This window comes from Brevundimonas sp. CURTG3B2_SDJG (genome assembly GCF_057364705.1).
On sequence record NZ_JBNFOJ010000069.1, the window covers coordinates 1 to 11,641 of the forward strand.

8 protein-coding genes and 3 pseudogenes are annotated in these 11,641 nt (G+C 69.0%); 3 read left to right on the plus strand and 8 right to left on the minus strand.

All coding sequences use genetic code 11. The features are described 5' to 3' along the window. Together AC2W7C_RS06570 and aroC are read left to right on the plus strand one after the other, a co-directional pair. The coding region (locus tag AC2W7C_RS06570; protein ID WP_486000725.1) for a DnaJ C-terminal domain-containing protein at positions 1-498 on the plus strand (498 nt) is incomplete at its 5' end. Positions 499-508: 10 nt separating this feature from the next. Further along, positions 509-1,594 (plus strand): chorismate synthase, encoded by a 1,086-nt coding sequence (aroC, locus tag AC2W7C_RS06575; RefSeq protein WP_486000726.1) that lies wholly within the window; start codon positions 509-511, stop codon positions 1,592-1,594. Between the two features lie 58 nt (positions 1,595-1,652). On the opposite strand, the gene AC2W7C_RS06580 is transcribed toward aroC, so the two are convergent. The 5 genes and pseudogenes from AC2W7C_RS06580 to clpX form a co-directional block, all read right to left on the minus strand. Next, the gene (locus AC2W7C_RS06580; RefSeq protein ID WP_486000727.1) at positions 1,653-2,726 is read right to left on the minus strand and encodes an ankyrin repeat domain-containing protein; all 1,074 of its coding nucleotides are present in this window, start codon (positions 2,724-2,726) and stop codon (positions 1,653-1,655) included. Between the two features lie 101 nt (positions 2,727-2,827). Then, positions 2,828-3,988, minus strand: coding sequence for an MFS transporter (locus tag AC2W7C_RS06585; RefSeq protein WP_486000728.1), 1,161 nt, complete (start codon positions 3,986-3,988; stop codon positions 2,828-2,830). 5 nt (positions 3,989-3,993) lie between these two features. Then, entirely contained in the window at positions 3,994-4,800 is an 807-nt protein-coding gene (locus tag AC2W7C_RS06590; protein WP_486000729.1) for a DeoR/GlpR family DNA-binding transcription regulator, read from the minus strand. Between the two features lie 153 nt (positions 4,801-4,953). Further along, positions 4,954-7,346 (minus strand): annotated as a pseudogene (gene lon / locus AC2W7C_RS06595) (endopeptidase La). A gap of 385 nt (positions 7,347-7,731) precedes the next feature. After that, positions 7,732-9,009 carry an ATP-dependent Clp protease ATP-binding subunit ClpX gene (gene clpX, locus AC2W7C_RS06600; protein WP_486000730.1) on the minus strand — a complete coding sequence of 426 codons (1,278 nt, stop codon included), beginning with the start codon at positions 9,007-9,009 and terminating at the stop codon, positions 7,732-7,734. Positions 9,010-9,207: 198 nt separating this feature from the next. Here clpX and AC2W7C_RS06605 point away from each other — a divergent pair. Further along, positions 9,208-9,847, plus strand: a pseudogene (locus AC2W7C_RS06605) (HAD-IB family hydrolase). 4 nt (positions 9,848-9,851) lie between these two features. Here AC2W7C_RS06605 and AC2W7C_RS06610 read toward each other — a convergent pair. The 3 genes and pseudogenes from AC2W7C_RS06610 to AC2W7C_RS06620 all read right to left on the minus strand — a co-directional run. Further along, positions 9,852-10,169, minus strand: coding sequence for a hypothetical protein (locus AC2W7C_RS06610; protein WP_486000731.1), 318 nt, complete (start codon positions 10,167-10,169; stop codon positions 9,852-9,854). Between the two features lie 74 nt (positions 10,170-10,243). Continuing rightward, positions 10,244-10,891, minus strand: a complete 648-nt coding sequence (locus tag AC2W7C_RS06615) for an ATP-dependent Clp protease proteolytic subunit (RefSeq protein ID WP_486000732.1) — start codon at positions 10,889-10,891, stop codon at positions 10,244-10,246. 122 nt (positions 10,892-11,013) lie between these two features. After that, positions 11,014-11,641: pseudogene (locus tag AC2W7C_RS06620) on the minus strand (hypothetical protein); the annotation flags it as partial.

Below are 11,641 nucleotides of genomic sequence, written 5' to 3' on the forward strand. Positions count from 1 at the left end.
CCTCCGCCCCCGCCCCCTGGTCGCCCATCACGCCCCCTGGACGCCCCTGAACGGCGGCGCGGTTCTGGCGGGAGTGGCCGGCCCGCGCCGCTGAAGGTCCGGGTCCCCGCCGGCCTGCGCTCGGGCGAGCATCTGAGGCTGAGGGGCGCGGGGACCGACGGCGACGATCTCTATCTGCCCGTCCTGATCCGGGGCGCGGGCGGCCTGACCGTCCTGGGCGATGACGTCTATATGTCCTGGCCCGTCACGCCGCGCCTGCTGGAGGACGGAGGGCGGCTGGAGATCGAGACCCACGCGGGTCCCCGCTCGGCCTGGCTGGTCGCCGGTCAGGAGCCGCTGCGTCTCCGGCTGAAGGGGCTGGGCCTGCCGGCGCGCGGAAAACGGCCGCAAGGCCACCTGTTCGTGACCCTGACCCCGTCCAACGACGCGCCCTCTGCGGCGGAGGATCTGCTGATCCGCTTCACCCGCGTCTGGACGCCGGACCGCCTCGCGGCCTAAGCCGTATTCGATGTCGCATAACACCTTCGGCCACCTGTTCCGCGTGACCACCTGGGGCGAAAGCCACGGGCCGGCGATCGGCTGTGTCGTCGACGGCTGTCCGCCCCTGATCCCGCTCGCGGAGGCGGACTTGCAGCCCTGGCTGGACCGGCGCAAGCCCGGCGGCAGCCGCTTCGTCACGCAGCGCCAGGAGAGCGACACGGCCCGCATCCTGTCCGGCGTGTTCGACGACGGGAACGGCCCAGTCACCACCGGCACGCCGATCTCGATCCTGATCGAGAACGAGGACCAGCGCTCCAAGGACTATGGCGAGATCGCCCGCGCCTTCCGGCCCGGCCACGCCGACTTCACCTACCAGGCCAAGTACGGGGTCCGCGATCACCGCGGCGGAGGGCGCTCCTCGGCGCGCGAGACCGCCATGCGGGTCGCGGCCGGCGCCGTGGCGCGCAAGATCCTGGGCGAAGCGGTGCGTATCCGGGCCGGCGTGGTCCAATTGGGTCCGCACCGGATCGCGCCCAAGGCCGTCGATTTCGACGCCGTCTACGACAACCCGTTGTTCGCCGCCTCCACCGAGGTCGTGCCAGCGTGGGAGGCCTATCTGGACGGCGTGCGCAAGGCCGGTTCCTCCATCGGCGCCGTGGTGGCGCTGGAGGTCACGGGGGTCCCGGCCGGCTGGGGCGCGCCGATCTACGGCAAGCTGGACGCCGAACTGGCCGCCGCCCTGATGTCGATCAACGCCGTGAAGGGCGTCGAGATCGGCGCCGGCTTCGGGGCCGCCGAACTGACGGGCGAAGAAAACGCCGACCAGATGCGCCTGGGCGAGGACGGCCGGCCGGTCTTCCTGTCCAACAAGGCCGGCGGAATCCTGGGCGGCATTTCGACGGGCCAGCCGGTCACGGCCCGCGTCGCCTTCAAGCCCACCTCCTCCATCCTGACCCCGCGCCAGACCGTCACCCGCGACGGCGAGGAGACCGACCTGCGGACGAAGGGGCGTCACGACCCCTGCGTGGCGTTGCGCGGCGTGCCTGTGGTCGAGGCGATGGCCGCCTGTGTGCTGGCGGATGCGATGCTGAGGCATAGGGCGCAGATCGGCTGAGGCCGACCCTATCGCCCGTAGTCCGGCGCGCTCAGCGGGATCGGCGTGGGATTGAGCCTCACCCACTCGACCGCCAGCCGACAGAGCTCGCCGCCCGCCTCGTCACGCCGCAACGCCTCGGCGACCAGCGTCGCCGCACGGGCGCGCTCGGCGTCCGGCAGGGGCGAGCCCGAGGCGAGTGTGCGCCAGGAAAGGCCCGGCCCATCTTGCGGTAGTCGGCGTCCCAATTGGCCCCTCCGTTCCGGTCGAGCTCGTCGGCGACGCGCCCGGCGATGCGGACAACCTCGCCCTGCACCGTCGCCGCGGCGCCCTTGGACGGGACCAGCAGGGCCCAAAGGTCCTGATGCTGGTCCTGCCAGCGCCCGGGCCGGACGACGATCGGAGCGCGACCATCGTGCATCAGCCGGCGCGGAACCGGCGGGACGCCGAACAGGGCGTAGAGGCGATCCAGCGCGTCGCTGGTCGCATCCAGAAAGTCAGGGTTGAACCCCGCCCGATGGAACTCGAAATTCTCGCCGATGCGCTGCACGGAGACGCGCAGATGCGCCTCGCCCGACGGGCCGGCCCCGCGCCCGCCCGAAAGAACGTCTCTGAGCCGGTCGCCCAGCCCCGCTTTCTTTGGCGGAGCCGCCGCCAGCAACAGTTCCGCGATCTCCGCCATCGCCTCGATCTGAATGTTGGTGCAGGCCTGCAGGCCTGCCGCCAACGGCGTCAGCCGGGCCGTGTTCAGGGCGTCGGCTCGCGCCCCGCGCGCCAGCAGGGCGCGCACGGCTGCGGCGTTGCCGGACTTGGCGGCCTTATGCAGCGGAGTGTCGCCCTCCCTGTCGACGGCTTGGATGTCAGCGCCCAGGTCGAGCGGCATCTCGACCCTGCCGCCCCACGGGCGCGCGGCATGCTCATGCAGCGGCGTTCGGCCGTAGGCGTCCGGGGCCTCGATATCGAGACCCTGGTCCACCAGCCAGCGCGCCAGTTCGTCCGGACAGTCGACGAAGGCCAGCGCCGTCTGCTTGGCGTACCCGCCCCGGGCATCGAGTTCGCACGTGTCGAAGATCGCCTTCAGCGCGGCGATGTCGCCGTCCTTCAGGCGGGCGTCGAAGTCCTTCGGAAGGAGTTTCTTCTTCGCTTTCGGCATGACCGAGGCCTCCTGTCTGGCCAGCTTTCTCCCATGCTAGCGCGCCGACGAAGGTCCGCAACGGACAACCGGATTGCGGATCGACGGCCGCGGTCGGGCCGCTAGACCCTCGGCGGGCGGCCCGACACCTGTCCGGTCACCACTCCGGCGAGCAGGGGAACCAGCGCGACCAGCCCCGCCACCACCCAGAACGCCATGTCCAGGCCCAGGCCCTGCGCGATCAGCCCTACTCCGGCGGGCCCGACCAGAATCCCGGCGTAGCCGGTCGTCGTTATCGCCGCGACCGCGAGCCCGGAGGGCATGACGGTCTGAGCGCCGGCGAGGCGGAACAGGACCGGTACGAGGTTGGAGGCGCCCAGTCCGATCAGCGCGAAGCCGCTCAGCGCCGCCGCGGCGACGGGTGCGAGAAGGAGAACCGCGAACCCGAACAGGGCGACGAGGCCGCCCCAGAAGAGCGTGCGATAGTCTCCCAGCCGCGCGGTGACCCGGTCCCCGACCAGGCGGCCGAAGGTCATGGCGATGGAAAAGATGATGTAGCCCAGACCGCCTTGGGCGACGGGAACCCTGCCCCCGCCCGTGATCAGCAGAGCGCCCCAATCCAGAACGGCGCCTTCGGCGAGGAAGGTCGCCGCGGCCAGGACGGCGAGCAGCAGGACGACCCCGCGCGGGACCGCGAACAGGGGCCCGTCCGGCGCGGCCTTCGCCTTCATCAGAAGCGGCCACGCCGCCAGGATCGCCGCGCCGACGAGGACGGCGCTGATGATCGCGCAGATCACCGGCGACGCGCCGATGGACAACAGGCCCGTGACCACGGCCGCGCCCAGGAATCCTCCGATGCTGAACAGGGCGTGGAAGCCCGACATCAGCGGCCTGCCGGCGTCCTTCTCGACATCGACCGCGTGGATGTTCATCGCCACGTCGAGGGATCCCAGGCCGGCGCCGAACAGGAACAGGGCCACCCCGAGGCCGACCGGCGTGGCCGCGAGGGCGAGGCACGGGAGAGTGGCCGCCATCAGCAGGCCCCCGAGCACGATGATCGAGCGAGCGCCGTAGCGGGCGCTCAGCACGCCCGTGATCCCCATGGCGGCGACCGAACCGACGCCCAGGCACAACAGAAGAAGGCCGAGCCGGCTCTCGTCGACCGCCAGTCTCGCCTTGGCGAACGGGACCAGGGGCGCCCAGCTGGCCAGACCGAAGCCGGCGGCGAGGAAGGCGGCCCGCGTTGCGATCCGCGCGCCGGCGGGGCTGGGAAAAGCCGCCATGTCGATCAGTCGGGAAAAGCGTGACGCGGCATGACGTCCTGCGCGTGAGCCGCGCGGATCACGGTCGAGCCGGAGCGCGTGAAGGCCGAACAGACTTCCTCCGGGGCGTCGTGTTCGACGATGAGCGTCTGGATGGCTTCAGGCGGTGCGACGTGATGGGGGGCCGCCCGCTCCAGCTTCTCGTTCGCGGCCAACACCACCACCTGACGGCTCGCCGCGATGGCCGCCCGTTTGAGATCGGCGTCCCGGTCATCCAGCACCGAGAGCCCAAAGTCAGGATTGACCGCGCACGCGCCGATGAAGGTGAGATCCGGACGGTAACGCGTCAGTTGATCCTGCGCGGCGGCCCCCAGGGCGCCGTCCAACGCCGGATCGACATGGCCTCCGACCAGGAAAAGGCGCACCTCGGGCCTGCGGTACAGCGCGGCGGCGATCGCCACCGAATTGGTGATCACGGTGACCGGCTGCTCCCTGACGAGGGACTCGGCGAGCATGAGATTGGTGGAGCCCGCATCGATATAGACGGTGCTGTGCGGAGCGATCAGCGCCGCCGCCGCGCGGGCCAGTGACCGCTTCACCGGGAAGTCGCGGTCGACCCGTTCGACGAATGGAGCGGTGTCGGCGAGCGGCAACGCGCCCCCGTAGACCCGCCGGCATTTGCCGGCTTCCGCCAGGTCGCGAAGGTCGCGGCGAATGGCGTCTTCGGAAACCCCGAACTCCGTTGCGAGGTCGCGCGCGACCACCCGCTGGTCCGATCCAAGCCGCGCGAGGATGATCCGACGCCGTTCTTCCGGCAGGGCCTGAGTATTCATGAACGTGCAACTACGCGTGAAAATGTGAGAAAGCAAGAAATGCCCGCCGCACGATGTCGTATGGTCGGTCCGGGAAGCGCAGCCGCTGGCCCAGAAAAAACGCCGCCCGGATCGCTCCGGGCGGCGTCTTCGTATCAGCCCCTGCGGTCAGCCTCAGTGCGCGACTACCGTGGCGCCGTCCGCGGGCGGGGCGGCGGGCGGAAGCGGTTCGGCGCTCTCGTCCCATTCGACCGGGGTCAGCGTGCCGGTGAGGGCCCACTTCAGCGCCTCGTCGGCGGTCTTGATCGGGACGATCTCCAGCGCGCCCTTCACGTTGTCGGGCACGTCGGCGAGGTCCTTCTCGTTCTCCTCCGGGATCAGCACCGTCTTGATGCCCGAGCGGAGCGCCGCCAGCAGCTTCTCCTTCAGGCCGCCGATGGCGGTGACCCGGCCGCGCAGGGTGATCTCGCCAGTCATGGCGATGTCCTTGCGGATCGGGATGCCGGTCAGGACCGAGACCATGGCGACCGTCATGGCCACCCCGGCCGAGGGACCGTCCTTGGGCGTCGCGCCGTCCGGCACGTGCACGTGGATGTCGGTCTTCTCGAACACCGGCGGCTTGACCCCGAAGGCCAGCGAACGCGCCCGGACGTAGGAGGCGGCGGCGGAGATCGACTCCTTCATCACCTCTTTCAGGTTGCCGGTCACGGTCATGCGGCCGCGGCCCGGCATCTTGATCGCCTCGATGGTCAGGATGTCGCCGCCGAACTCAGTCCAGGCCAGGCCGGTGACGATGCCGACCTGATCCTCCTCGTCCGTCTCGCCGTAGCGAAACTTCCGAACGCCCGCGTACTCGGCCAGCTTGGCGTCGTCGACGGTGATGCTCAGCGTCTGTTGCTTGGCCATCTCGCGCACCGCCTTGCGGGCCAGGCCGCCCAGGGCGCGCTCCAGCGACCGCACGCCGGCTTCGCGGGTGTAGTAGCGGATCAGGTTGCGGATCTGGTCTTCCGGCACCACGAACTCGGCCGGCTTCAGGCCGTTCTCTTCGGTGACCTTGGGCAGGACGTGACGCTTGGCGATCTCGACCTTCTCGTCCTCGGTGTAGCCGCTGACCCTGATGATCTCCATCCGGTCCATCAGCGGCTGCGGCATGTTCAGGCTGTTGGCCGTGGTGACGAACATGATGTTGGACAGGTCGTAGTCGACCTCGAGATAGTGGTCCCCGAACGTCGAGTTCTGGGCCGGGTCCAGCACCTCCAGCAGGGCCGAAGACGGGTCGCCGCGCCAGTCGGCGCCCAGCTTGTCGATCTCGTCCAGCAGGATGAAGGCGTTGGTGGTCTTGGCCTTCTTCATCGACTGGATGATCTTGCCCGGCATCGAACCGATATAGGTCCGCCGGTGACCGCGGATCTCGGCCTCGTCACGCACGCCGCCCAGCGACATGCGGACATACTCGCGCCCGGTGGCTTTCGCGATGGACTTGGCCAGCGAGGTCTTGCCGACTCCCGGAGGGCCGACCAGGCACAGGATCGGGCCCTTCAGGCTGTTGGTGCGCGACTGGACGGCCAGGTACTCGATGATCCGTTCCTTGACCTTCTCCAGCCCGTAGTGGTCCTCCTCGAGGATCGCCTCGGCCTTGTTCAGGTCGATGGGCTTGGTCTTGGCCTTGCCCCACGGGATCGACAGCAGCCAGTCCAGGTAGTTCCGGACCACCGTGGATTCCGCCGACATCGGGCTCATGTTGCGCAGCTTCTTGACCTCGGCCTCGGCCTTGGCGCGCGCTCCTTGGAGAGGCGCGTCTTACGGATGCGCTTCTCCAGCTCCATGATCTCGTCGCGAGCGTCGTCGGTCTCGCCCAGCTCGCGCTGGATCGCCTTCATCTGCTCGTTCAGATAATACTCGCGCTGGGTCTTCTCCATCTGGCGCTTCACGCGCGAGCGGATCTTCTTCTCGACCTGCAGGACCGAGATCTCGCCTTCCATCAGGCCGTAGACCTTCTCCAGCCGCTGCGGCACGGCGATGGTCTCCAGCAGGGCCTGCTTGTCGCCGATCTTCACCGACAGGTGGGCGGCGACCGAGTCGGCCAGGCGCGACGGGTCGGTGATCTGGGGAATGGAGCTGAGGGCCTCGGGCGGGACCTTCTTGTTCAGTTTGACGTAGTTCTCGAACTGCTCGATCACCGCGCGCAGCAGGGCTTCGGACTGCGACGGCTCGCCGGCCTCGTCGGCGATCTCCTCGGCCTCGGCCTCGAAGTATTCGGTGCGGTCGGTGAACTTCAGCAAGCGGGCGCGGCCCTTGCCCTCGACCAGCACCTTGACGGTGCCGTCGGGCAGCTTCAGCAGCTGCAGGACGTTGGCCAGCACGCCGATCGGATAGATGGCGTCCGCCGAGGGGTCGTCGTCGACGCTGTTCTTCTGAGTGGCCAGCAGGATCTGCTTCTCGCCCTTCATGATCTCGTCCAGCGCGCGGACCGACTTCTCGCGGCCCACGAACAGCGGCACGACCATGTGCGGGAAGACGACGATGTCCCGCAGCGGCAGGACGGGGAGGGTTTTGGTCTCGGTCATGATGCGTACTCCGGGGCCCTTGTTGATCTCGAGCCCGCCGGGCCGGCGGTCGGGACGCGATGCCCCGCCGTATCGACTCGGCCCGCCGTTCGGCGGCCTTCGGTTGAGTATGTGGTTTTGCGGACGCGGCGTTCAAGCGTGACGGGTGCAGGCGGCTGGGGAGCGTTCGATCCCGGCCAAGCTGCACGGTTCGTGCGGGGCGGCCCTCGCAGGACGTCGTGGCGTGCCGGCGAGCGCCGCCGGCGGCAGGAAATCACCGTTCAGGGCTGTGGCCCGCCCGCAACCCCCGACGCCGGAACGCGCCCGAAACCCGTCCGCGGGAACGACAAGGGCCGCACGCCCCCGGCGTGCGGCCCCTGATCCCGTGAGGGATTCGTTCAGCCGGTCAGGCGGCGCTGTCCGGCTGGGCGCTCTTCTTGCCCTTGGTCTCGGCGTAGATCAGCAGCGGCTGGGCCTTGCCCTCGATGACCTCGGCGTTGACGACCACTTCCTCGACGCCCTCGAACGTGGGCAGCTCGAACATGGTCTCCAGCAGGATGCCCTCCAGGATGGAGCGCAGGCCGCGGGCGCCGGTCTTGCGGGTGATGGCCTTCTTGGCCACCGCCGTCAGGGCGTCGTCGGTGAACGTCAGGTCGACGTTCTCCATTTCGAACAGGCGCTTGTACTGTTTGACCAGGGCGTTCTTGGGCTCGGTCAGGATCTTGACCAGGGCTTCCTCGTCCAGGTCCTCCAGCGTGGCCAGCACCGGCAGGCGGCCGATGAACTCGGGGATCAGGCCGAAGCGCATCAAGTCGTCCGGCTCGACGCCCTTCAGGATGTCGCCCGTGCGGCGTTCGTCCACTTCCTTGACCCGGGCGCCGAAGCCGATCGAAGCCCCCTCGCCGCGCGCCGAGATCACCTTCTCCAGGCCCGCGAAGGCGCCGCCGACGATGAACAGGATGTTGGCGGTGTCGACTTGCAGGAACTCTTGCTGCGGATGTTTGCGGCCGCCCTGCGGGGGCACCGAGGCGACGGTGCCTTCCATGATCTTCAGCAGGGCCTGCTGCACGCCCTCGCCCGAGACGTCGCGGGTGATCGAGGGGTTGTCCGACTTGCGCGAGATCTTGTCGATCTCGTCGATGTAGACGATGCCGCGCTGGGCCCGCTCGACGTTGTAGTCCGAGGCCTGGAGCAGCTTCAGGATGATGTTCTCGACGTCCTCGCCCACGTAACCGGCCTCGGTCAGGGTCGTGGCGTCGGCCATGGTGAAGGGCACGTCGATGATGCGCGCCAGCGTCTGGGCCAGCAGCGTCTTGCCCGAGCCGGTCGGCCCGATCAGCATGATGTTCGACTTGGCCAGTTCGACGTCGTTGTTCTTCGTCGCGTGGTTGAGGCGCTTGTAGTGATTGTGGACCGCGACCGAGAGGACCTTCTTGGCGTGGCCCTGGCCGATCACATAGTCGTCCAGGACTTCGCGGATCTCCTTGGGCGACGGCACGCCGTCCTTGGCCTTGGAGAACGAGATTTTGTGCTCTTCACGGATGATGTCCATGCAGAGCTCGACGCATTCATCGCAGATGAACACGGTCGGCCCGGCGATGAGCTTGCGCACCTCGTGCTGGCTCTTTCCGCAGAACGAGCAATAGAGGGTGCTTTTCGCGTCTGTGCCGGCGGCTTTGGTCATCGACCCTTCTCACTCCCGCGATCAACCCCGATATGGGGCCGACGCGCTTCCTTCACGTTTGATTCCCGAACCCTGGGCGCAAAGGTCTTCAAAAATTGACAATCACCCATCCCCGCGCCCGCCACAACCCCGCGAAAGCGTGGCGGTGGACGGTTTTGGGACGTTCACTGTTGATGGGGATCACGGCGAATGTCTGACATGGGAATCCCGGACGGCTTTCACCAGTCCCCTGGCAAGGACCGGGCCATCGTCGCCTTCGACTTCGACGGCACCCTGACGGTCCGCGACAGCTTCACCGCCTTCCTGCGCTGGCGGGCCGGCGCGGGGGGCTGGGCGCTGGGCCTGGTGAGGATGGCGCCGGCCCTGGCCGTCTACGCCCGGGACCGCGACCGGGGGCGGATCAAGGCGGCCTCGGTGAAGGAGTTCCTGGGCGGCATCCCGCGCGCCGAGCTGGAGGCCGGGGCCGGAGCGGTTCGCCGAAGCCGCCTGGAGCGGCTTCATGCGCCCGGACGCCCTGAAGGTCTGGAACGACTGGGGGGCCAGGGGCGCCCATCGCGTCATCGTCACCGCCAGCCCGGAGCTCACCGTCGCGCCTTTCGCCCGCCGGCTGGGCGCCGAAGCCTTGCTGGGCACCCGCCTGGCCTTCGACAGCCAGGACCGGGTCACGGGCGCCTTCTCCAGCGCCAACTGCCGGGGCGAGGAGAAGGTGCGGCGGCTGCGCGAGGCCTATGGCGGCGACGTCCGCCTGGCCGCCGCCTACGGCGACACCTCGGGCGACGCCGAGATGCTGACCCTCGCGGACGAGCCGGGGTTCCGGGTGTTCAGGGACCGGCCCTAGCCGATCACCGGCCTTCGGCGTCGACGTAGAACTCCACCGGCTTGCCCCGCGACGTGGGCTCCCACCCGGCCTCGATGGCGGCGGCGACCGCGTTGCGGACGTGGTCCAGATCGATCTGCTGCTTGTCGGTGTCCGGCCGGCCGTTGGGCCTCACCGGCGGCGGAAACTGGACGATCGCCTCGCGCTTGAAGTCCTGGTGGCGCAGGGTCAGGGCGACGCCCTCCCAGCGGCCGCCCGCCAGGGGGCGCGGCTGACGCCGAAGCGTCCAGTGATAGATGTCCCCGTCCACCTCGACGGTTCCGCTGGCGTGATGCGTCTTCATCGCCGCCTGATAGCACGAAAGAAAAAGAGCGCGCCCCGCCCGGGCGCGCCCTCTCTTGATCGTGCCAGAACCGATCAGGCGCCCGGGGTCTTGACCCCGTCGGCGTCCGCCTGCTCGCGCTTGTCGTAGACGTGGTCGACGATGCCCCAGGCCTTGGCCTCCTCGGCCGACATGAAGTGGTCGCGGTCCAGGGTGCGCTCGACCTCTTCGTAGGTCCGGCCGGTGTGCTGGACGTAGATCTCGTTCAGGCGGCGCTTGGTGTAGCGGATGTCCTCGGCGTGGCGCTCGATGTCCGAGGCCTGGCCGCGGAAGCCGCCCGAGGGCTGGTGCACCATGACCCGGGCGTTCGGCAGGGCCACGCGCTGGCCGGCGGCGCCGGCCGTCAGGATCAGCGAGCCGGCCGAGGCGGCCATGCCCATGCACACCGTCGAGACCGGCGAGCGGATGTACTGCATGGTGTCGTAGATCGCGAGCGCCGAGGATACCTGTCCGCCGGGGCTGTTGATGTACATCGAGATTTCCTTCTTCGGGTTCTCCGATTCCAGGAACAGCAGCTGGGCGCAGATCAGCGACGCCATGCCGTCCTCGAAGGGCCCGGTCAGGAAGATGATCCGCTCGCGCAGCAGGCGCGAGAAGATGTCGAAGGCCCGCTCGCCCCGGCTGGACTGCTCCACCACCATGGGGACGAGGTTCATGTTCATCAGTTCGATCGGATCGCGCATTCAGGCCTTCTCGGATATCCCCGCTGAGGGGTGCTTCGGGCGCGACTCAGCGGCCGCCGTCCCTGTTGGACAGGATATCGTCTTGCCGGAGTGTTGACGCAAGGTGGGGACCGAACCGTCCGTCAGTCGGCCGGGGCCTCGCGGGTCAGCAGGCCCGTCATGCCGCGTCCCATCTCGCGCTCCAGCTGGCCGGGGTTGGCCGGATTGGGCCGCGAGTCGTACAGGGCGACCAGGAAGCTGGCGTCCCACTCGGTCATCCGCTGACCGGGACGGGCCGCGCCATTGAACAGATTCAGGATCGAATCCGCGCTGCGGACGTCGGCGGCCGGATCGATCTGCGCCAGCGCAACCATCGCCACATAGTCGGCCAGGGCCGCGAAAGGCACCCCGCCCGCCCTCTCGGCGTCGACCACGATGATCACCCGGGCGAGATCGTTTCGGATGGCGGCGTGAAGGCGCGAGACATCGGGCACGGTCAGGGTCGGCGGGTCCTCACCGTCCAGGGGGATGGCGGTGGCGCCCGTTTCGACATGGACCGGCAGGCTCACGTGCCACCAGCGCACCGGAGCCTCGGAGGCCACGAAGGCGTCCAGGGCGGCGCTGCCCAGGTCCGTGCCGCCCCGTGACGGCCGGAACTCGAATTCGTTCTGCTCGACGGTGCGGCGGACGAACGCCGAGGCGTCGCCCGACCGGGCCGCGACGACGAGGATGTTGGGCGTGCAGCCCGGCCCGCGCGACTGGACGCCCAGG